The organism is Corynebacterium oculi, from assembly GCF_001412105.1.
In the GTDB taxonomy this organism is placed as follows: Bacteria; Actinomycetota; Actinomycetes; order Mycobacteriales; family Mycobacteriaceae; genus Corynebacterium; species Corynebacterium oculi.
In genome coordinates this window covers 60,227-81,105 of the sequence record NZ_LKST01000004.1, presented here as the reverse complement: position 1 = coordinate 81,105, position 20,879 = coordinate 60,227, and the positions used below count along the sequence as shown (strand labels likewise).

Sequence of the window (20,879 nt, the reverse complement as noted above, 5' to 3'; positions counted from 1 at the left end):
TTCTTCCGAAATGGGCTTTCGTGGGGTAGTCTGAGTGGTGATAAGGCCCCTTTCGGAAGGATATTTCCGAGAAAGATGATGGAAACACCATGATCGACGCACGCGAGGAAGCCCGAAAAATCGGGGCCGCTATCCGCGTTATACGTAAGGAATACATGCTCACCCAACAGCAATTGGCGGAACTATCGGGTCTATCCGACCGCACCGTGCGGGACATAGAAAAGGGCACTGGTACCGCCGGGCTGCACGCCGTGCTCACCGTGGCCGGGGTACTGGGTATGCGGGTGGAGATCGTGGAATGAGGGATATTGCGCGACTGAGGTTCGTGCGGGCGGCGGACGTGTACAAGAAAGGGCGGCGCGCTGCGGCCTTGGAACGTGGGGATACCGGCGGAATTTCTTTTTCCTACTTGCCGGGATATGAGGGTCCGCCGGTGGCTTCTACCTTGCCTGTGAGTACGGAATCCGTGTTTGGGCCGGGCGGTGGTGTGCCTGCGTTCTTTGCGGGGTTGTTACCCGAGGGGCATCGGCTCAGTTTGCTGCGGCGTGCCGCAAAAACCTCCCTGGACGATGAACTTACCTTGCTGCTCGCCATCGGGGAGGATACTCCCGGTGACGTTCAGATTGTGCCCGCCGGGGAACAACCGGGAACCCCGGAACCGCTTATCGCAGGGTTACCGAGTGAGGTAGATTTCCGGGACGTCGCGGAAATGGTGGATCACTATGGTTTGCCAGGAGTGCAGGAAAAGGCTTCTGCCTCGATGATCAATGCTCTGGTGGGCTGGCAGGGCGCGTATTCCATCTTGAAGCTTGATCCTCCGGATCACCCTCACCTTGTGCTCAATGAGGCCCTGCATCTCCGTCATGCGCGCCACCTGGGAATTCCCGTGGCCCAGCACCGGGTGGTGCCCGATAAGAACGATAAACCAGGACTGCTGGTGCGGCGGTTCGATCGCCTGGTTGTGTCCGATGGTGCCGTGGTGAGGAGTGGTTTAGAGGACGCCGCGCAGGTTTTGGACTTGCTTCCGGCGGCGAAATACTCGGTGGACAGTGAACGGGTAGTGCATGCCCTAGCAGCGCAAACAAACTCACCCGTGGTGGCCGCGAGAAACCTCTACATGCAGTTTCTTTTTGCCTGGCTCACCGGAAACGGTGATCTGCACGCCAAGAATCTTTCCATCGTGGAGAGTAAGAGCGGTACATGGAGCGTGGCCCCGATGTATGACATTCCTTGTACGGTGCTGTACCGGGATATGACGCTGGCGCTTCCCGTGGCGGGTAAAATAAAGAATCTGAAAAATCAGCACTGGGCGGAGTTTGCGGATTCCATCGGGCTCGCCCCGGCGGTGGCCGCCAGCGCGAATGAGCGGGTTCTCCGAGTGGCGGCAAAGATTGATCTCTCTGATTTACCGCTGAGTGGTTCTCCCCTCTATGGCGCGGCGCGAGAATTGGAGCGGCGCAGAATGAGGTTTGCTTAACCGCGCTTCTGCCACAGCGCGGCAGCGATTCCCAACACCCCTAATAGCACAAGAGCGTTCGTGGCAGCGAGCGCCGGATAGCCCCACCGCGCCACGGCTATCCCGGAGGTGATGGAACTGAGCCCCGCCGCGATATTGATGCTCATATCCAGCCTGCCCTGGAGGGTGATTCTGGCATTGGTCTCTGCGATGGTGGCGGCCAGGATGGAAGCGGAGATCATGCCGATGGACCAGCCAAAACCCACTCCGAAGAGCCCAACGACAAAGATGGGAAAGCTGCCCGGGCTGAAGATCAAGCACGTATAAGAGAGCCCAAAAACAATAGCCCCGGTGCACGCGACCACGGGAAAGCTGAGTTTCCGAATGGCCGCGCTCACTACTGGGCCAAGGACGTACATTCCTAGCAGGTGCGCCGTCATGACGAGCCCGGTACTGCCGGGGCCGAATGCCTTATCCGTATAAAGGGGCGCCATAGCCATGAGGCTCACCATCGTGGCATGGCTGAATATGCCGATGAGGAAGATTGCGGTATAGGCGGGCCGCCAGCGCAGCGGTGTTTTCCCGGTATCACCACGGACGGAGGAGCCTGCCGGTGCGGGGGCTTTCTCCTGGAGAAGAGGCACAAGGCCCAGCGCAAAGATCATGGCCGAGCACAGAAAAACCAGCGGCATGGGGGAATCGGTAAGCCGCGTAATCCAGCCGTGTATTTGTGGGCCCACCGCAGAACCGATGGCGGAACCAAGGAACACGGCGCTAATGGAGGTGGAGATGTGGGTGGGATCGGTGATCTTATCGGCGGCGGTGAAGCGGGAGAGAAGCGCGCTCACGGTACCACCGCCCAAGAGGAATAAGCCCACAAAGAGCGTCCAGTGCAGCGCGCCGGAGGCGCTGACCGCGAGGCCACATACCAGCGAGCCGATCACAGCAAGGCCAAGGGCGCAGCGCAGGGCCACCAGGCGGCTGTGCATGCGGGTGAGTTCCGTGCTCAGCGCCGTAATGAGGGTGGCACCGATAATGGTGCTGGTCTGGCGAGACCACCAAGGCTCTCGTTCCCGGTGACCGTGGCGGCGGCCAGCGCGGCCACGGTGAGATTAAGCCCCACCCCGGCGGAGGCGAAAACCTGGGCAAGTAGGAATGGCTAGATGTGTTTCATGGCGGGCATCGTGGTAGCAGCCCCTCTCAGCCATAAGCACATGAGACTCAACGCTAACCCCTTTCCTGTGACTTCAACCACCTGCGGGTTCTGCTATCTTCAGGCGCATGGCTGATTTCACCTTGACCCCGCAGGATCTCGCGCGTTTACGTAAAGCCGCCGATACCCCGCAGGTGCGCATGGCCACCAACGCCGTGACCACCACCGATGTCGATGAGGTGGCCCTGGATCGCCGCGCGGTGGTGGGGTTAAGCGTGGCCCCGGAGACCAAGCTTGATTCCCTCAAGGTCACCGATCAGAAGCAGTCCGGCCGGTGCTGGATGTTCGCGGCCTTCAACGTGTTCCGCCACCGGATCGCCCGGGATTTGGGTGTGCAGGACTTTGAGTTCTCGGAGGCTTACCTACAGTTCTATGACCTCCTGGGCAAGGCGGAGATCTTCCTTGATGCCATTGCGGAGCACCTGGATGACCTCGATGATCGCCGTGCCCACGCGCTGCTGCACGAACCGGTGGGTGACGGCGGGGAGTGGAATTACGTGGTGCACCTGGTGGAGCGCTATGGTGCGGTGCCCAAGTACGCCATGCCGGAGACCCACTCCAGTTCCCATACCGCGCACCTGCGCCGCGCGCTGAACACGGTGCTGCGCCGGGGCGTGGTGCGCCTGGCGGAGGGGGATGCCACCAAGGAGGGGATACTGCGCGACGTCCACCGGATACTCGCCATTCACTTAGGCGTGCCGCCGGAGAGGTTCGCCTGGCAGTATCGGGATAAGGAGGGGCAGTTTCACCGGGAGGGGCAGGTAACCCCGCGCGAGTTTGCCCAGCGCTACCTGCCCGCAGACCTCGGGGAGTACGTGGTGCTGGGGCACGATCCGCGCCCGCAGCGCGAGGTGGGGGTGCGCTACGCCATCGATACCCAGACGAGCGTGCCGGGCACCTCGCTGTTTACATACCTCAACGCGGAGCTTGCCGACGTCACCCGGGCGGCCGTCGATAGTGTGCGGGCGGGGGAGCCGGTGTGGTTTGCCTGTGATGTGAACCGCCAGTTCCACCGGGATATGGGGGTGTGGGACGCGAACCTGCTGGAGCGTGATGAGTTGTACGGCGTAGATACCGCCATGACCAAGGCGCAGCGCATGGAGACCTGGGAGTCCGTGCTCACGCACGCGATGGTGCTCAGCGGCTATGACGAGTCTCCGGCGCGGTGGCGGGTGGAGAATACCTGGGGAGAAAAGAATCAGAGCGCCAAGAATGAGGCGGCGGATAAGGGCTATGGGGTGATGTCCCAGGAATGGTTCGATGAGAACGTGTTTGCCGTGGCGGTGCACGTGCGCTTTGTGCCGGAGCGCCTGCGCGCGGTGCTGACTGCGGAGCCGGTGCTGCTGCCGGTGTGGGACGCGATGGCTTAACCGGGAATGACTTAAGGAGAAACCTCATGGATTATGCACAGTGGAACCGTGATATTGCCGCCGATACCGCCGTGCGCCTGGCCGGAAACATGGTGGCCGGCACGGATATTGATCGCATTGCTCTTAATAGGAAGGCCGTTACCGCCCTGGATACCTCGGTATCGCACAAGGTGGATGACTGGGCGGTGGCCAATCAAAAGCGCACGGGGCGGTGCTGGATCTTCGCGGGCCTTAATTCCCTGCGTGGTGCGGTGATGGCGCGGCACAACATCAAGGACTTTGAATTCTCTCAGGCGTATATCCACTTCTACGACAAGCTGGAAAAGGCCAATTACTTTCTGTCCTCGATGGCGGACCTGCGCGAGCGCCCGGTGGATGATCGTACCGTCTCTCACCTCATGGCCACGCCCTTAGAAGATGGCGGGCAGTGGAACATGTTTGTCTCCGTGGTGGAAAAGTACGGCGTGGTGCCCAAGTACGCCATGCCGGAAACTCATTCCAGCTCGAACACCGCGAAGCTCAACCGCGATCTGCTCTCCGTGCTACGCCGGGGTGCCTTGCGGTTGCGGGAGGAACAAGACTCCGAGGCCTCGCGCATACGGGGCGAGGTACTGGCCGATGTGTACAAGATCCTGACCATTCATCTGGGAGTTCCCCCGGAGAGGTTCGTGTGGCAGTACCGGGATAAGGAGGGGCAGTTCCACCGGGAGGGGGAGGTAACCCCGCGCGAGTTTGCGCGCCGCTACTTGCCGGAGGACCTGGGAGAATATGTGTGCGTGGTCAACGATCCCCGCCACGATTATGGGGCCCGCTATACCGTGGAATACCTGGGCAACGTGGTGGGCGCCGGGGCGGTGACCTACCTGAACGCCCCGATGGAGGTGCTCAAGGAGGCCGCCGTCCGGGCCGTGGCGGAGGGGCTTCCCGTGTGGTTTGGCTGCGAGACCAGCCGCCAGGGGGATCGAGAAACCGGCTTCTGGGCCGCTGACCTCTACGATTACGAGTCCGTGTACGGCGTGGAGATGAGCCTGACCAAGGCGCAGCGCCTGCGCACCGGGGAATCCCTCATGGAGCACGCTATGGTGTTCACCGGCGTGGATCTAGACGAGCAGGGCCGCCCGCGCCGCTGGCGGGTGGAAAACTCCTGGGGCGAGGAAAAGGCGGACAAGGGGTTCTGGACGATGGACGATTCCTGGTTTGACCCCTACGTGTTTGAGATCGCCGTCCCGCCGCGCTTCCTCCCTGCGGAGGTGCTGGCGGCGCGGGACGCGGAACCGGTTGTGCTGCCCGCCTGGGACCCGATGGGCGCGCTGGCGCGCCGCTGAGCCTTGGCCCTGAGCGGCGTCGATAAGCACCAACCCTCAGTGCGCGGAACCGTACCGGGTGCTGCGCGGGTTGCCCCGGAAGCACCAGGCGGTGACGGCGGCGCTGAGCGCCCCCACGGCGGCGATGACGCAGAGGATCATGCGGTAGGCGTGGTCATAGGCTGCGGCGTGCTCCGCCCCCGCCTCGGTGAATGCGGCGAGGAAGGCGGGAAAGAGGCTGCCCAGGATCGCCACGGAGAGCAGGCTGCCGAACTCGTAGGAAACCTCCTCCACGCTGGAGGCCATGCCCGCGCGTTCGTGGGGCGCTGAGCCGATGATCGCCACGGAGGAGACGGACATCACCGCGCCCGCGCCCGCGCCCGTCAGCGCCATGCCGACGAGGAACAGCGGCAGGAAACCGGCGTAGAGGGAACCTGCGGCCAGGAGCACCGCCGCCGCGATGAGGCTAAACCCGCCGGTAATCAGAGTGCGGAAGCCCAGCCGATGCAGGTTCGCGCCGCCGAGAATGGAAAAGGGCAGGGCGGAGATGGCGGCCAGGGCCACCACCAGGCCAGCCTGCAAGGGGCTGTACCCCGCGATGAGCTGGAAGCGCTGGGTGGTCATCAGCTCGATGCCCGCCAGGGAGAACATGCCGCCCGCGGCGGCGAGTACCCCGCCGGTGAACATGCGGTTGCGGAAGACGTCCGTGCTCAGCAGGGGCTGAGTCAGGCGGCGCTGGCGCAGCGAGAAGAGGATTCCGGCGAGGACCGCCACCACGAGGGCTGCACCGAGGAGCCACCAGTGCCGCTGCGTGTTCGCCGCCTCCTTGATCGCCATGACCAGGCCGGATACCGCCAGCAGGGCCAGCAGCGAGGAGAGAGCATCCCAGTGCGCGGCGGGGTTGGGGCGATTGGGAGGGGCGAGCAGGAAGGTGGCGATGAGCGCGATGACGCCCACCGGGAGGTTAATGAGGAACACCGAACCCCACCAGAAGTGCTCCAGCAGGAACCCGCCGATCACCGGCCCGGAGGCCGCCCCCACCACGGCGATGGAGCCCCAGATACCGATGGCGGTGCTGAGCTCGCGCTCGTCGAGGAAGGTCACGCGAATGAGCGCCAGGGTGGCGGGCATCATGGTGGCCGCGCCCAGCCCCAGCACGGCGCGCGCGGCGATCAGGGCCCAGGCGGTGGGAGAAAACGCGGCGGCCAGGGAACCGCAGAGAAAGATCACCATGCCGATGAGGAACATGCGGCGATGCCCAATCCGATCGCCCAGCGTGCCGGTGCCGAGCAGCAGGCCGCTGAGCACAAGGGGGTAGGCATTAATGACCCATAGGGCCTGAAGATCCGTGGTGTGCAACTGCGCCTCCAGCTGCGGGAGGGCGGTAAACAACACGGAGTTATCCATGCTGATGAGGAAAAGCCCGGCGCTGATGACGGCGAGGAAAGTCCAGCGCTGCCGGGGCGTGGTGGCGGACGGGGAAGGGTGCTGCATGGAGCAATACTGTACCTAAAGGGCGGCCCTGGCACGCGCGGGAATACCGGGGCATACTGGTGGACATATCCACACAAGCAGACTGAACCGGAAGCGATCTCACGGGTGGCGCTTATTGACGCCCCGCCGTGGTGCTCCCCGCGGGATCGCGGCGCCGGCAAGGAGGCAAGCAATGGCAAAGAACTACGCAGAAGTCCTGGTGAGCGCCCTGGAACGGCAGGGCGTGCAGCGCATTTACGGCGTGGTGGGGGACTCCCTCAACCCCATCGTGGACGCGGTACGCGATTCCACTATCGAATGGGTCCACGTGCGCAACGAGGAGGCGGCGGCCTTCGCCGCCGGGGCGGAATCCCTCATCACCGGCGGGTTGGCGGTGTGCGCCGGCTCCTGCGGGCCGGGCAACACCCACCTTATCCAGGGGCTTTATGATTCCCACCGCAACGGGGCCAAGGTTCTGGTGCTGGCCAGCCACATTCCCTCCCGGCAGATCGGCTCCCAGTTCTTCCAGGAAACCCACCCGCAGCAGATCTTCCAGGAGTGCTCCGGGTACTGCGAGATGGTCAACTCCGCGGATCAGGGCGCGGTGATTACCCACCACGCGATCCAGGCCACCATGAGCGGCAAGGGCGTATCCGCGCTGGTGATCCCCGGCGACCTCGCCGCCGAGGACGTGGAGGACACCACCATCATCGACTCCGTGATCTCCACCGGCCGCCCGGTGGCCTACCCGGATCAGCGCGAGGCCGCCGCCCTGGTGCAAGCGATCAACCAGGCCTCCTCCGTCACGCTCTTCGTGGGCGCGGGCATCAAGGACGCCCGCGAACAGGTGCTGGCCCTGGCCGAAAAGATCAAGGCCCCCATCGGTCACGCCTTTGGCGGCAAGCACTATATCCAGTATGACAACCCCTTCGACGTGGGTATGTCCGGCCTCTTGGGCTACGGCGCCTGCCACGAGGCCTCTCACGAGGCAGACCTGCTGATCCTCATCGGCACGGACTTCCCCTACAACGACTTCCTGCCCTCCAAGAACGTGGCGCAGATCGACATCGACGGCTCCCACATCGGCCGACGCACCACCATCAAGTACCCCGTGGTGGGCGACGCCGGCGCGGTGATCGAGAACATCCTGCCCCACGTGGAGGAAAAGAAGAACCGCTCCTTCCTGGATAAGATGCTCAAAAAGCACGCCAAGGCCCTGGAGGACGTGGTATCCGCCTACACGCACAACGTGGAGAAGCACACGCCCATCCACCCGGAATACGCGGCCTCGCTCATCGACGAGCTCGCCGCTCAGGACGCCATCTTCACCGTGGACACCGGCATGAGCAACGTGTGGGCAGCACGCTACCTCACCCCCAACGGACAGCGCGTGGACATGGGATCCTACCGCCACGGCACCATGGCCAACGCTCTGCCGCAGGCCATCGGCGCACAGGCTGCCGACCGCAGCCGCCAGGTGGTGACCTTCAGCGGCGACGGCGGGCTGAGTATGCTCATGGGCGAACTCATCACCGTCAAGCAGCACGACCTGCCCATCAAGATCTTCGTATTCAACAATTCCTCCCTGGGCATGGTCAAGCTGGAAATGCTCGTGCAGGGCATGCCCGAATACGAGACCGATCACGACCAGGTGGACTACGCCAAGATCGCGCAAGGCGTGGGCATCAAGTCCATCCGCATCGAGGACCCCAAGCAACTGCGCGCCGGAATCCAGGAGGCCCTGGCTTATGGCGGCCCCGTGCTGGTGGACATGGTGACCGACCCCAACGCGCTCTCCATCCCGCCGAACATCACCTGGGAGATGCTCATGGGATTCTCCAAGGCCGCCACCCGCACCGTCTTTGGTGGTGGCGTGGGCTCCATGATTACGATGGCGCGCTCGAACCTGCGGAACATTCCGAGGTTGTAGGGCTTTGTGTGGGTTTAACGAGATGGAATGAGGTATGCTCTTGAGCGACAGCCCACCCAGACTGTCGTTAAAGGCGAAAGTCCTCGCTCACGGTAAAGGGTAAGCGAGGACTTTCGTGAGACTAGCTGAGCAGCCTCATGATCGCGTCTGCGATAATACGGGCGATCACGTTGATACTCAGCCGCCCTAGGAACCGTCGTATGGAGTTGCTGCTCCTGCGGCGGTTTCCTTTGTCTTCGCTTTCGCGTCGATGGCGGGCCATTCGTCTCACCTCCTCCCTGTGGTCGAAGGTGTGCTGCTTCTGGTGGGGCAACAACAGCCTCCGCCGGGTGGTGGAGACGTATCGCACCACCAGGAGGAGCCGGGTATGTTCCCGGCAAAAGGTATCCTAGTGTGCGAGGGCTTCCTCCCATTTTCCTGTGGCTTGTTTCCTTGACCCTCACGCAACGTCAACCACCAGGATCATTCCCGTGAGCGATACCACCAGCGATAAAACCGAGTACACCATCGGCCAGGCGGCCAATCTCCTTGGCGTGACCCCGCGCACGCTGCGGCATTGGGAATCTGTGGGTCTGTTGGAGCCGCAGTGGCGCACCCTGGGCGACTACCGCCTCTACACCGCCGAGGACGTGGAGCGTGGCCTACAGATCCTGGTGTACCGCGCGGCCGGGGTGCCGCTGGCGGAGATCGGGGAGCTGATCGACGCCCCCGGAACCCGCCGCGAACGCCTGCGACGGCAGCGCGAGATCCTGGCGGACAAGGTTGCTCACCTGCGCGGAATGATCCGCGTGGTCGATGAGATTCTGGAAGGAGAAGCCACGATGAGCGTGGAGGAAAAGGCGAAGAAATGGCGTGAGCAGTGGTCCGAATACCGGGCCGAGGCGCAGGAACGCTGGGGCGATACTCCCGAGTGGGAGCAGTCCCGCGAGCGGGTGAGGGAGATGACCGACGGGGATTGGGAGGACGTCGCGGCCGAGGCGGTGGCGTTCCGGGAGGCGCTTGCCGACGCCGCCGAGCGTGGCGTGGAGCCCGGCTCGCCGGAGGGTGACGCGCTGGTGCTGCGGCATCGGGCCGAGATCGCGCGCTGGTATGAGGCGACCCCGAGTAAGCAGGTGATCCTGGCCCGCATGTATGTGGCCGATGATCGCTTTGCGGAGAGTTACGGGGAGCACCGAGCGTACCTGCGCGATCTGGTGGAGGCCCGCGCGGCCAGGGAGGGCGTGAACCTCAGCAACGTTCAGTGGCGCTAGTCACCAATTTTGGGGGATTGTGCGGCGCGACGCCCCGTGGCTGGGATAAGGTGGCGGGGGAACCGTGAGTTTTTCTTCGAGGAGAAGAGGTTTCCCGTGACCGAATCTACTACCGAGTCCCAGGTGCGCAGCGACGATCGCGCGCACGTCTTTCATTCCTGGTCCGCGCAGGGGAAGATCAACCCCATGCCCGTGGCGGCGGCCGAGGGATCGCGCATCTACGACTACGAGGGCCGGGGCTACCTGGACTTTGGCAGCCAGCTCGTCAGCGCCAACCTTGGGCACAATCACCCCGATCTGGTGGCCGCGATCCGCGAGCAGGCGGGCCGGGTGACCAACCTCAACCCGGCCTTTGCCAGCGACGTGCGCGGAGAGTTGGCGCGCCGGATCGTGGAATCCGCGCAGGGAGAGTTCAGCCACGTCTTTTTCACCAATGGTGGGGCGGACGCGGTGGAGCATGCCATTCGCATGGCGCGCCTGCACACCGGGAAGAACAAGATTCTTGCCGCGTATCGCAGCTATCACGGGGCCACCGGGTCTGCGATCATGGCGACGGGGGAGGGACGTCGATTAGGCAACCCCACCACCGACGGCGATATTTACCACTTCTGGGGGCCGTTCCTGTACCGCTCGGCCTTCCACGCGGATTCCCCGGAGCAGGAGTGCTCCCGTGCCCTGGAACACCTGGAGCAGACGATCCTCTTCGAGGGGCCGGGGCAGATCGCGGCGATCATGCTGGAATCCATGGTGGGCTCCTCCGGGGTGATCGCTCCGCCGGAGGGGTACCTGCGCGGGGTGCGGGAACTGTGCGATAAGTATGGGATTCTCTATATCGCCGACGAGGTGATGGTGGGCTTTGGCCGCACCGGCAAGCTCTTTGCCTACGAGCACGGCGGGGCCGATCTGGCCCCGGACCTGGTGACCTTTGCCAAGGGCGTGAACTCCGGGTATGTGCCGCTGGGCGGGGTGCTCATTCACCCGGCTATCGTGGAGACCTTCTCTGAGAGGCCCTACCCCGGCGGCCTCACCTACTCGGGGCACCCCCTGGCCTGCGCGCCGGGCGTGGCGGCCCTAGATGTGTACGAGCGCGAGGGCATTTTTGAGCGCGTGGCCCGCCTGGGCGAGGAGGTCATTGGCCCGCGCCTGCGCGAGATCGCCCAGAATCACCCCAGCGTGGGAGAGGTGCGTGGCCGGGGCTTCTTCTGGGCCATTGAGTTTGTGCGTGATCGCGCCACCAAGGAGCCGCTGACGGATCTGGGGGAGTTCGCGGCGTATTGCAAGGAACATGGTGTGTGGCCGATGGTGAGTGCTCATCGCACGCACATTGCCCCGCCATTGAATATCTCGGAGGAGGAACTGATCGAGGGGTTGGAGGTGATCGAGGCCGCCGTGGCGCGGGCGGATGTCGCCCTGTAACTCCCAGAGTTCTTTCAGTTACTGGGCAGCCAGGGGGCAGGCCGCCGCGCAATACTCTCCCATAGTGCAGTGCGCCCGCCCCGCTATCCCGAGCGGGCGGGCCGGATTGGGAGAGGTAAAACGAGACAATGGCAGACGCTATGAATGACAAAACAAATAACATTAAGGTGCTCGTGGTAGACGATGAGCCCAATATCGTGGAACTGCTCACCGTGGGCCTGAAGTTCCAGGGCTTCGAGGTGAAGTCCGCTAATGACGGTCACGCGGCGCTGGAATTGGCGCGCGAGTTCCGCCCGGACGCCTTCATCCTGGACGTGATGATGCCCGGTATGGACGGCTTTGAGCTGCTGCCGCACCTGCGCGAGGAGGGCCTGGACGGCCCGGTGCTCTACCTCACCGCCAAGGACGCGGTGGAAAACCGTATCCACGGCCTGACCATCGGCGCGGACGATTACGTGACCAAGCCGTTCTCCCTGGAGGAGGTGATTACCCGGCTGCGGGTGATCCTGCGCCGCGGGCACAGCCTCAAGGACGAGGCGCGTGACGCCACCATCACCTACGCGGATCTCACCCTCAACGATGACACCCACGAGGTCACCAAGGCGGGCGAGATCGTGGATCTTTCCCCCACGGAGTTCAACCTTCTGCGGTTCCTCATGATTAACGCCGAGGTGGTGTTGAGCAAGGCCAAGATCCTGGACAACGTGTGGCACTATGACTTCGGCGGCGACGGCAACGTGGTGGAATCCTATATCTCCTACCTGCGGCGCAAGGTGGATACGGGGCGTCGCCCGCTGATCCACACCGTGCGCGGCGTGGGCTACGTGCTGCGTAAGCCGCGCCAGTGAGGTTACGCAAGCGATCCCACGCGGAACAGTGGGGCGCGGGGACGCCACGGCGCAGGCCGTACAGCCCGCTGCGCTCCATCCCGCTGCGAGTGTGGCTAGTCATGCTGGTGGTGGCGGTGGCCGGGGTGGGGCTTTTAGGCAGCTCCGTGGCGGTCTCCGCCGTCATGCGGGGCTATTCTCTGGACAAGGTGGATGAGGAGCTGGAATCCGTGCTCAACGGATTTACCGGCCCCGCCGGATCGGCTGGCTCCGCCACCAACGCGCTTCCCTCCGAGGGCGGGGCGATCCGCCGGGTTCCCCTGGACTTTTATGTGCAGGTGATTTATCCCGATGGCACCCCCGCCGGGGAAAATAGCTGGCTGCAATCCACCCCGGATATTTCTAATCTGAACGTGGATGCTGGCCCGCAGACCCTCCCCGCCTCGGCGGAATCCTCCTCCAACCAGCGGTGGCGAGCCACGGCCAAGAGCCAAGACGGCGTGATCGTGGTGGTGGCCAAGAGCCTGGCGCGCGAGGAGACCCTGATCGGGCGGCTGCGCGCGGTGCAAACCATCATCTCCCTCACCGTGCTGGTGGTCATCGCCATGGTGGCGCACTACCTGGTGTATCGCTCGCTCAAGCCGCTGCGCGAGGTGGAACGCACCGCCGGGGATATTGCCGAGGGCAACCTGGATCGTCGTCTGCCGCAGTGGCCCATGAACACCGAGGTGGGGCAGCTGGCCTACGCCCTCAACGTCATGCTGGGCAGGCTTCAGCGTTCCATCGAGGAATCCAGGGACAAAGAGGAGCAGATGCGGCGCTTTGTGGGGGACGCCTCCCACGAGCTGCGCACCCCGTTGACCTCCCTGCGCGGGTACACGGAGCTGTACCGATCGGGAGCCACCACGGATATTGACCTCGTGTTGGGCAAGGTGGACGCGGAATCCAAGCGCATGAGCCTGCTCGTGGAGGACCTGCTCGCGCTCACCAGGGCGGAGGGCCAGCGCCTCAACAGCGAGACGGTGGACCTGCTGGAACTGTGCCTTTCCGTGGCGGGGACGGCGCGCGCGGCCTTCCCCGGGCGCACGGTGTCGGTGGATAATAAGACCTCCGCCGTCCCCCTGGTGGTGGGCGATGCCAGCCGCCTGCACCAGGTGCTGCTCAACCTGCTCACCAACGCCCTGCGCCACGGCGGGGAGGAAGCCACGGCCACCATTCGTCTTTCCTTCGGCGGCCCGCACGATTCTCAGGTGAAGATCCAGGTGATCGACGATGGCGTAGGAATGTCCCCGGACAACGCCGCGCACATCTTCGAGCGCTTCTACCGGGCCGATACCTCCCGCTCGCGGGCCTCCGGGGGCTCGGGGCTGGGGCTGGCGATCACCAAGTCCCTGGTGGAAAAGCACGGCGGCACCATCGAGGTGGAGTCCGAGGAGGGCGTGGGCTCTACCTTCACCATCACCCTGGAACGCAGAGGCGAGTAAACACCTCCCGCGCGGTGGCCTCGGGGAACTGATAATGCAGAACCCCCGGGGCGGACACCACCTCCACGCACGCGCCGGGATACCCGGAGAGATCGGCGTATGCCGGGGGCACGATGGTGTCCAGGGGAGAAACGAAGGAAATGATCCGGGTGGCCGGCGGCGGGGCAACGTCCAGGCGGCGCATGATCTGCGGATAGATCGGCCCCACGAGCCTCCCCATCAGCCGAGGAAAGCGGGGCGGGCAGCCCCGAAAGCACGCCCCCAGCCCAATGAGGCGCGCCACGGGAAGGCGCCTGGCCAGCAGGAGGCCGATCAGGCCGCCGAGGGAATGCCCCACGACGTCGATAAGCCCATCGGGGGAGCCCGCCACCAGGCGGCGGGCGTGGGCCTCCACCTCCGCGAGGCTGCGCTCCAGCGGGGCGGTGCCGCGCCGCCCGTACGCCGGGGCCGCCACGGCGCGATCTGCCCGATCGGCCAGGAGACGCAATAACTCCTCGAAGTTGCCGGGGGAACCCGCCGCCCCGTGCAGCACGAGCACCGGACGCCGCCCCGTGGCGGCGGAGGCGGAAAGCCCAGGAAGATACGGCGCGACCCCGTGCGGGGGCACCAGATCCAGCAGGTGCACTGGTTACTCGGCGGTGCCGAGCGCCGCGCGGATCTTCTGGGCGGCGGCGTCCATCTGGGCGGGATCGGTGGAATCCATCGGCATGGCGGCAGAAAGATCAAAACCGGCCATGTCCTCGGCGGGGAACACGTGAACGTGGGTGTGCGGAACCTCAAAGCCCGCGATGAGGGTGCCCGCCCGCGAGCAGCCAAAGGCCTCCACGATGGCCCGGCCCACCTTCTGCGAGACCTCGGCCACCCGCGCCCAGGTCTCGGCGGGCAGATCCGTCCAGCGATCCACCTCCGCCACCGGCACCACCAGGGTGTGCCCGTAGGCCACCGGCTCAATGCTCAAGAAAGCCACCACGGCCTCGTCCCGGTAGACAAAGCGCGCGGGCAGTTCCCCCGCGATGATCTTGCTAAATACGCTACTCATAGGTTCTCAGCGTAGTGGGCCGTTAGACTCGGGGCCATGAATATTCTGGTCATCGGCGCCGGTGCGCGCGAACACGCCCTGCTGCGCGGCCTTTCCCTCGACCCCGCCCACCCCAGCCTGCACGTGGCCCCCGGCAACGCGGGCATGACGCGGCTAGCCACCGTGCACCCGTTGTCCGTCACGGACGCGGAGGCCACCGTGGCCCTGGCCACGGAGATCGGCGCGGACCTCGTGGTGATCGGCCCTGAGGTTCCCCTGGTGGCGGGCGTGAGCGACGCCCTGCGCGCCGCCGGATTCGCGGTCTTTGGCCCCTCGCGGGCCGCCGCGCAATTGGAGGGTTCCAAGGCCTTTGCCAAGGAGGTCATGGCGGCCGCCGGGGTCAACACCGCCACCGCTGAGCAGATCGCCCCCGGCGCCAGCGCGGAGGACATCGAGGCTGCCCTGGATCGTTTTGGCCCCACCTGGGTGGTCAAGGATGACGGCCTGGCCGGAGGCAAGGGCGTGGTGGTGACCCCGCGGCGCGAGGCCGCCCGCGCCCACGTGGACTCCGTGCTGGGGGCGGGAAATCCGGTGCTGCTGGAATCCTTCCTGGACGGCCCCGAGGTATCGCTGTTTTGCCTGGTAGACGGGGAGACCGTGGTGCCTTTGTTGCCCGCCCAGGATCACAAGCGGGCCTTTGATAATGATGAGGGCCCCAATACCGGCGGCATGGGGGCCTACACCCCCCTGCCGTGGCTGCCGGAGGGCGGCGTGGAACGCATCGTGCGCGAGGTGTGCGAGCCGGTGGCCCGGGAGATGGTGGCGCGCGGCACCCCGTACTCCGGCCTGCTGTACGCGGGCCTGGCCTGGGGCCAGAACGGCCCCGCCGTGGTGGAGTTCAACGCCCGCTTTGGTGATCCCGAGACCCAGGCGGTGCTGGCCCTGCTGCGCACCCCCCTGGCGGGCCTGCTGGACGCGGTGGCGCGCGGCACCCTGGCCCAGCAGCCTCCCCTCGAATGGGAGGAAGGCTCGGCGGTGACCGTGGTGCTGGCGGCCGGCGGGTACCCGGAATCCCCCCGCAAGGGGGACGCCCTGGCGGGGATCCCCGCAGACGAGGATCAGGCCTACACCCTGCACGCGGGAACTGCGGCCGCAGCCGACGCCGCCGAGGACGGCAGCGGGTACGTGTCCGCCGGTGGCCGCGTGCTCTCCGTGGTGGGCAAGGGCGGAGACCTCGCGCAGGCGCGGCGGCGCGCCTACGGGCTCATCGAGCAGATCGAGATGGAGGGTTCCTTCTACCGCAAGGACATCGGCGCGGCTGCGGAGGAGGGCCGCATCAGCACGCCGTAGCGGGGCGTCGATGAGCGCGGCGCGCCCCGTAGAATGAGGCGCGTGGCTGAGAAAGAGAAGATCGCAAACGTCCTGGCGTCCCGCTACGCCTCCCCGGAAATGACCCTGCTGTGGTCACCCGAGCACAAGATCATCCTGGAACGGCAACTCTGGATTGCCGTCATGCGCGCCCAGCGCGACCTCGGAGTGGACATTCCCGCCGAGGCCATAGAGGCCTACGAGGCCGTGCTGGACCGGGTGGATCTGGAATCCATTGCCCGGCGGGAAAAGGTCACCCGCCACGACGTCAAGGCCCGCATCGAGGAGTTCAACGCCCTGGCCGGGTGGGAGCACATCCACAAGGGCATGACCAGCCGCGATCTCACGGAAAACGTGGAACAGCTGCAAATCCACCGTTCCCTTGGGCTGGCGCGCGATAAATCCGTGGCCGTGCTGCGCCGCGTGGCCGAGCGCGCCGCCCAGTATCAGGCCCTGGTGATGGCGGGGCGCTCGCACAACGTGGCCGCCCAGGCCACCACCCTGGGCAAGCGCTTTGCCTCGGCGGCCGATGAGATGCTGGTGGCCATCGAACGCGCGGAGGAACTCCTCGCCCGCTACCCCCTGCGCGGCATCAAGGGGCCGATGGGCACCAGCCAGGACATGCTGGATTTGCTTGGCGGCGAGGAGAGCAAGCTCGCGGAACTAGAGCGACGCATCGCCGCGCACCTGGGCTTCGAGCGCACCTTCGACTCCGTGGGCCAGGTGTATCCGCGTTCTCTGGACTTCGACGCCCTTTCCGCCCTGGTGCAGCTGGGCGCGGGCCCCTCCTCCCTGGCCACCACCGTGCGGCTCATGGCGGGCAATGAGACGGTCACGGAGGGCTTCAAGGAGGGGCAGGTGGGCTCGTCCGCCATGCCGCACAAGATGAACGCGCGTTCCTGCGAGCGCGTGGGAGGCTTGCAGGTGATCCTGCGCGGCTACCTCACCATGACGGCCGACCTCGCGGGGCAGCAGTGGAACGAGGGCGACGTGTTCTGCTCCGTGGTGCGCCGCGTGGCGCTTCCCGACGCCTTCTTTGCCTTCGACGGCATGTGCGAGACCTTCCTGACCGTGCTGGCGGAGTTCGGGGCCTTCCCCGCCATGATCGAGCGGGAACTGGAGCGCTACCTGCCCTTCCTTGCCACCACCCGCATCCTCATGGCGGCGGTGCGCGCCGGCGTGGGCCGAGAGGAGGCCCACGAGGTCATCAAGGAAAACGCGGTGGCCGTGGCGCTGAACATGCGGGAAAACGGTGCGGAGCAGGATCTGGTGGAGCGGCTGGCGGCCGACGATCGCCTGCCGCTGAGCGCGGCGGACCTGGAGGCGGCCCTGGCCGACCGCCACGCCTTCATCGGCGCGGCGGAATCCCAGGTGGCGAGCGTCCTGAAACGCGTGGAGGACGTGGTATCCCGGCACCCGGAGGCCGCCGAGTACGCGGGTGGGGAGATACTTTAACCCATCTTTACCGAGTGCCCGGCGGGTGCCCGCGCGGTAGCGCGGCGCTCCACCGCGGCCAATTACCGCTGCGCGGGGTGCGGGGTTACACTCCCAGTCATGCGTCCTGAACTGTCGGAATACCGCCACATCTCGGCGGGCAAGGTGCGAGAGATCTATGAGATTGATGAGGATCACCTGCTCATCGTCGCCTCGGATCGGATCTCCGCCTACGATCACATCCTGGAGACGGAGATCCCCGATAAGGGCAGGATTCTCACGGCCATGAGCTTTTACTTCTTCGGTGCCCTGGACGTGCCCAACCACCTGGCCGGGCCCGCCGATGATCCCCGGATCCCGGACAAGGTCCTGGGCCGGGCGATGGTGTGCAAGAAGCTCTCCATGCAGCCCTTTGAATGCGTAGCCCGGGGCTACCTCACCGGCTCCGGCCTGGCGGAGTACAAGAAGAACGGCACGGTATGCGGACTCGCCCTGCCGGAGGGGCTCACGGAGGCCTCCCGGCTGCCGGAGCCGATCTTCACCCCGGCCACCAAGGCGGAACAGGGGGAGCACGATGAGAACGTGTCCTTCGAATACGTGGTGGACAGCCTGGGCCAGGAGCGCGCCGAGCAACTCCGCGATACCACCCTGGCGGTGTACTCCCAGGCGGCCGCGATCGCGGAGGAGCGCGGCCTGATCCTGGCGGATACCAAGCTGGAGTTCGGCACGGACGCCTCCGGCGCGTTGATCCTGGCCGACGAGGTGCTCACCCCGGATTCCTCCCGGTACTGGCCCGCCGAGGGTTACGCACCGGGCAAGGTGCAGCCGAGCTTTGACAAACAGTACGTGCGCAACTGGCTCACCGGGCCCAAGTTCGGGTGGGACAAGAACTCCGGCGAGCAGCCCCCCGCCCTGCCCGGTTCCGTGGTGGAGGCCACCCGGGAGCGCTACGTGGAGGCGTATGAGAGGATCTCCGGGGAGAAGTTCTGCCGCTGGGTGGGCGTGTGCGTGTAGCCCCGTTGCCGTGACGGCGAGGGCCAAAGAATATTAATACGGATTGGCCTTGGAAAAATGGTACAGGGAGCAATATACTGCCCTGCCATGACCTCCCCCGATGTTCTTGCCGCGCAACTTCGTGAAAGCCTCCGCCTGGGAGTGTATGCGCTGCGGCTTTTAGATCGGGAGGGAGAGCTGCCCACCACGCAGGTGGGCACGCTCATGGCGCTCAAACAGGGGCCGCTGCCGGTGACCACCATTGCCACGCTGAGCGGCATCAGCACGGCCAGCGCCAGCCAGCAGGTCACGCGGCTGGAAAACGCCGGCTACGTGGAGCGCCGCCCCGACCCCTTGGACGCCAGGGGAGTGCTGGTGGCGGTCACCGAGGCGGGGCTGCACGCGCTACAAGCCACCGTCACCGCCCGCAATAACCGCCTTTCTCCGGCGATGGCGCGGCTCTCCCAGCGCGAGCGCGAGGACGTCGCCCGCGCTCTGCCCACCCTGGAGCGATTCTTCCGTTCCCTCCTCGATGAGTGATCCCACGGTGGGCTAGCATCAATGCGCATGTCCGTCTCGGTGCTGGTGATCGATAATCAGGATTCCTTCACGCTCAATATCGTAGAGGCGCTGCGTGCCGCGGGGGCACGGGTGCGCGTGCAGCCCAATACAGAGGCCCCGTGTTGGGAGGGTGTCGAGGCGGTGGTGATCTCCCCGGGGCCCGGCCACCCCGGGGTTCCGGGGGACGTGGGGAGCAGCGTGGAGGCCCTGCGCCGGGGTCTGCCGGTGCTGGGGGTGTGCCTGGGGCACCAGCTCATGGCCCAGGAATGTGGGGGAGCGGTGGCGCGGGTGACCCCGGCCCACGGAACCATCAGCGAGGTACACCACGATGGTTCCGAGCTCTTTGCGGGCCTGCCCTCGCCCTTCCCGGCCGTGCGCTATCACTCCCTGGCGGTCACCGAGGTACCGGAGGAGATGGAGGTCACCGCACGCATCGCCGAGGGGCTGGTAATGGGCCTGCGGCACCGGGAAAAACCCTGGTGGGGGGTGCAATTCCACCCGGAATCCGTGGGCGCGCCGGAGGCCGCGCGGGTGATCCACAACTTCGTGGATGAGGCGCGGCGGCGTCGCCCAGCGTTACGGATACACCACCGCCACCTCGCCGGGTGCTGTCTCGACGCCGTGGAGGTGTACCGCCGCCTCTACGCGCGGGAGGAATACGCGCTGTGGCTGGACGATTCCACGGGGCGCGGATACAGCTTCTTGAGCGCCCCCCGCGCGCACCCCCCGCAGGAGGTGGCGGGCGCCAGGGTGATCGCCCCGGAACTGCCCTTTCCCCCCATGCTCGGCTGGGTGGGATACCTCACCTATCCGCGCGGCGAGCACTTCCGCTTCGCGGATACCGCCGTGGCGGTGGGCCCCACGGGGGTACACCTGCTGGCCCTGGACCAGGCATGGCTCGATCGCGCAGAGCGGGCGCTTTTAGTAACGCCTCCGGAGCTTCCCCCACCCGCCCCGCGCCCCACCCTGCGCTGCGTGGACACGCGCGAGGAATACCTGGGCAAGATCGCGCGATTGCAGCGCGAGATCGCCGTAGGAGAGACCTACGAGGCGTGTCTCACGACGCAGTTACGTGGCCCCTCGCCGGGGGTGGGCCTGGGAGACTACCTCGCGCTGCGGGAGGCCAACCCCACCCCTTATGGGGCCTACCTGCGTTGGGGTGCCACGCAGATCATGAGCACCTCCCCGGAGACCTTCCTGCGGGTACGCGGCGGGGTGGTGGAATCGCGCCCCATCAAGGGCACCCGGCCGCGCGGCCGCACCGCCAGCGAGGACGCTGCCCTGCGCGAGGATCTGGCGCGTAACCCCAAGGATCGCGCGGAAAACCTCATGGTGGTGGACCTGGTGCGCCACGACCTCACCCGGGTGGCCCGGCCCGGAACAGTGCGCGCCGAACCTCTCTTCGAGGTAGAGACCCACGCCGCAGCGCACCAACTGGTCAGCACCGTGCGCGCGGAACTCGCGGCCTCCCCCTGGGAGTTGATCCGCGCGGCCTTCCCCGGGGGCTCCATGACCGGGGCGCCAAAGAAACGCACGATGGAGATCCTGGCTTCCGTGGAGGAGCGCCAACGCGGGGTGTATTCGGGGGCGATCGGGTACATCGCTCTGACCGGCGAGGTGGACCTCGCCATGACCATTCGCACCCTTGTAGAGGAGGGCGAGGAACTCAGTTACGGGGTGGGCGGGGCGATCCTCGTGGCCTCGGACCCGGAGGCGGAATACCAGGAGATCATCACCAAGGCGCAGCCGCTGCGGGCGATCGCGGAGGTGGAATTCCCGTGA

The 20,879-nt window shown here is 65.7% G+C and carries 18 protein-coding genes; 14 read left to right on the top strand and 4 right to left on the bottom strand.

Features of this window, described 5'->3' with window-relative positions; all coding sequences use genetic code 11:
- The first annotated feature begins 89 nt into the window (after positions 1-89).
- The gene (locus tag Cocul_RS10090) at positions 90-302 is read left to right on the top strand and encodes a helix-turn-helix domain-containing protein (protein ID WP_055123166.1); all 213 of its coding nucleotides are present in this window, start codon (positions 90-92) and stop codon (positions 300-302) included.
- Positions 299-1,477, top strand: coding sequence for a type II toxin-antitoxin system HipA family toxin (locus Cocul_RS10085; protein WP_055123165.1), 1,179 nt, complete (start codon positions 299-301; stop codon positions 1,475-1,477). The genes Cocul_RS10090 and Cocul_RS10085 overlap by 4 nt, the downstream gene beginning before the upstream one ends.
- Here the strand turns inward: Cocul_RS10085 and Cocul_RS10080 are convergent.
- Positions 1,474-2,445: an MFS transporter gene (locus Cocul_RS10080; RefSeq protein WP_055123164.1), complete on the bottom strand. Its 972-nt coding sequence runs from the start codon at positions 2,443-2,445 to the stop codon at positions 1,474-1,476. The genes Cocul_RS10085 and Cocul_RS10080 overlap by 4 nt on opposite strands.
- 292 nt (positions 2,446-2,737) lie before the next feature.
- Here Cocul_RS10080 and Cocul_RS10075 point away from each other — a divergent pair, with 292 nt between their 5' ends.
- Together Cocul_RS10075 and Cocul_RS10070 are read left to right on the top strand one after the other, a co-directional pair.
- Complete coding sequence (locus Cocul_RS10075) at positions 2,738-4,039, top strand: C1 family peptidase (RefSeq protein ID WP_055123163.1); 1,302 nt, start codon at positions 2,738-2,740, stop codon at positions 4,037-4,039.
- A 26-nt stretch (positions 4,040-4,065) separates the two neighbouring features.
- Positions 4,066-5,364, top strand: a complete 1,299-nt coding sequence (locus tag Cocul_RS10070; protein ID WP_055123162.1) for a C1 family peptidase — start codon at positions 4,066-4,068, stop codon at positions 5,362-5,364.
- A gap of 36 nt (positions 5,365-5,400) precedes the next feature.
- Here Cocul_RS10070 and Cocul_RS10065 read toward each other — a convergent pair whose 3' ends face one another.
- Entirely contained in the window at positions 5,401-6,837 is a 1,437-nt protein-coding gene (locus Cocul_RS10065; protein WP_055123161.1) for an MFS transporter, read from the bottom strand.
- Positions 6,838-7,009: 172 nt separating this feature from the next.
- Between Cocul_RS10065 and Cocul_RS10060 the strand changes: the two genes are divergently transcribed.
- From Cocul_RS10060 to Cocul_RS10035, 5 genes are all read left to right on the top strand, one after another.
- A complete protein-coding gene (locus Cocul_RS10060) occupies positions 7,010-8,746 on the top strand; it encodes a pyruvate dehydrogenase (RefSeq protein WP_055123160.1) in 1,737 nt (578 codons plus the stop codon).
- Positions 8,747-9,216: 470 nt separating this feature from the next.
- Complete coding sequence (locus tag Cocul_RS10050; protein WP_082422287.1) at positions 9,217-9,996, top strand: MerR family transcriptional regulator; 780 nt, start codon at positions 9,217-9,219, stop codon at positions 9,994-9,996.
- 96 nt (positions 9,997-10,092) lie between these two features.
- A complete protein-coding gene (locus tag Cocul_RS10045) occupies positions 10,093-11,412 on the top strand; it encodes an aspartate aminotransferase family protein (RefSeq protein ID WP_082422286.1) in 1,320 nt (439 codons plus the stop codon).
- 128 nt (positions 11,413-11,540) lie between these two features.
- Positions 11,541-12,260 (top strand): response regulator transcription factor, encoded by a 720-nt coding sequence (locus tag Cocul_RS10040; protein WP_150114457.1) that lies wholly within the window; start codon positions 11,541-11,543, stop codon positions 12,258-12,260.
- Entirely contained in the window at positions 12,257-13,723 is a 1,467-nt protein-coding gene (locus Cocul_RS10035; protein ID WP_245622217.1) for a sensor histidine kinase, read from the top strand. The genes Cocul_RS10040 and Cocul_RS10035 overlap by 4 nt, the downstream gene beginning before the upstream one ends.
- Here the strand turns inward: Cocul_RS10035 and Cocul_RS10030 are convergent.
- Complete coding sequence (locus tag Cocul_RS10030; protein WP_055123157.1) at positions 13,698-14,348, bottom strand: alpha/beta fold hydrolase; 651 nt, start codon at positions 14,346-14,348, stop codon at positions 13,698-13,700. The genes Cocul_RS10035 and Cocul_RS10030 overlap by 26 nt on opposite strands.
- A 3-nt stretch (positions 14,349-14,351) precedes the next feature.
- On the bottom strand, positions 14,352-14,762 hold the full coding sequence (locus tag Cocul_RS10025; protein WP_055123156.1) for an HIT family protein: 411 nt from the start codon (positions 14,760-14,762) through the stop codon (positions 14,352-14,354).
- 36 nt (positions 14,763-14,798) lie between these two features.
- On the opposite strand from Cocul_RS10025, the gene purD reads away from it, so the two are divergent.
- The 5 genes from purD to pabB all read left to right on the top strand — a co-directional run bounded on the left by purD (position 14,799) and on the right by pabB (position 20,879).
- The gene (purD, locus tag Cocul_RS10020) at positions 14,799-16,091 is read left to right on the top strand and encodes a phosphoribosylamine--glycine ligase (RefSeq protein WP_055123155.1); all 1,293 of its coding nucleotides are present in this window, start codon (positions 14,799-14,801) and stop codon (positions 16,089-16,091) included.
- A 33-nt stretch (positions 16,092-16,124) separates the two neighbouring features.
- Positions 16,125-17,564 carry an adenylosuccinate lyase gene (gene purB / locus Cocul_RS10015; RefSeq protein ID WP_055123154.1) on the top strand — a complete coding sequence of 480 codons (1,440 nt, stop codon included), beginning with the start codon at positions 16,125-16,127 and terminating at the stop codon, positions 17,562-17,564.
- Positions 17,565-17,663: 99 nt separating this feature from the next.
- On the top strand, positions 17,664-18,557 hold the full coding sequence (locus Cocul_RS10010; protein ID WP_055123153.1) for a phosphoribosylaminoimidazolesuccinocarboxamide synthase: 894 nt from the start codon (positions 17,664-17,666) through the stop codon (positions 18,555-18,557).
- 87 nt (positions 18,558-18,644) lie between these two features.
- On the top strand, positions 18,645-19,076 hold the full coding sequence (locus Cocul_RS10005; protein ID WP_055123152.1) for a MarR family winged helix-turn-helix transcriptional regulator: 432 nt from the start codon (positions 18,645-18,647) through the stop codon (positions 19,074-19,076).
- A gap of 27 nt (positions 19,077-19,103) precedes the next feature.
- Entirely contained in the window at positions 19,104-20,879 is a 1,776-nt protein-coding gene (gene pabB, locus Cocul_RS10000) for an aminodeoxychorismate synthase component I (RefSeq protein WP_055123151.1), read from the top strand.

Excerpts from the sequence above, each read along its gene's own strand:
- Cocul_RS10090 (WP_055123166.1), top strand. The coding sequence starts at position 90 with ATGATCGACGCACGCGAGGAAGCCCGAAAAATCGGGGCCGCTATCCGC.
- Cocul_RS10085 (WP_055123165.1), top strand. The coding sequence starts at position 299 with ATGAGGGATATTGCGCGACTGAGGTTCGTGCGGGCGGCGGACGTGTAC.
- Cocul_RS10080 (WP_055123164.1), bottom strand. The coding sequence starts at position 2,445 with ATGCACAGCCGCCTGGTGGCCCTGCGCTGCGCCCTTGGCCTTGCTGTG.
- Cocul_RS10075 (WP_055123163.1), top strand. The coding sequence starts at position 2,738 with ATGGCTGATTTCACCTTGACCCCGCAGGATCTCGCGCGTTTACGTAAA.
- Cocul_RS10070 (WP_055123162.1), top strand. The coding sequence starts at position 4,066 with ATGGATTATGCACAGTGGAACCGTGATATTGCCGCCGATACCGCCGTG.
- Cocul_RS10065 (WP_055123161.1), bottom strand. The coding sequence starts at position 6,837 with ATGCAGCACCCTTCCCCGTCCGCCACCACGCCCCGGCAGCGCTGGACT.
- Cocul_RS10060 (WP_055123160.1), top strand. The coding sequence starts at position 7,010 with ATGGCAAAGAACTACGCAGAAGTCCTGGTGAGCGCCCTGGAACGGCAG.
- Cocul_RS10040 (WP_150114457.1), top strand. The coding sequence starts at position 11,541 with ATGGCAGACGCTATGAATGACAAAACAAATAACATTAAGGTGCTCGTG.
- Cocul_RS10025 (WP_055123156.1), bottom strand. The coding sequence starts at position 14,762 with ATGAGTAGCGTATTTAGCAAGATCATCGCGGGGGAACTGCCCGCGCGC.
- purD (WP_055123155.1), top strand. The coding sequence starts at position 14,799 with ATGAATATTCTGGTCATCGGCGCCGGTGCGCGCGAACACGCCCTGCTG.
- purB (WP_055123154.1), top strand. The coding sequence starts at position 16,125 with ATGAGGCGCGTGGCTGAGAAAGAGAAGATCGCAAACGTCCTGGCGTCC.
- Cocul_RS10010 (WP_055123153.1), top strand. The coding sequence starts at position 17,664 with ATGCGTCCTGAACTGTCGGAATACCGCCACATCTCGGCGGGCAAGGTG.
- Cocul_RS10005 (WP_055123152.1), top strand. The coding sequence starts at position 18,645 with ATGACCTCCCCCGATGTTCTTGCCGCGCAACTTCGTGAAAGCCTCCGC.
- pabB (WP_055123151.1), top strand. The coding sequence starts at position 19,104 with ATGTCCGTCTCGGTGCTGGTGATCGATAATCAGGATTCCTTCACGCTC.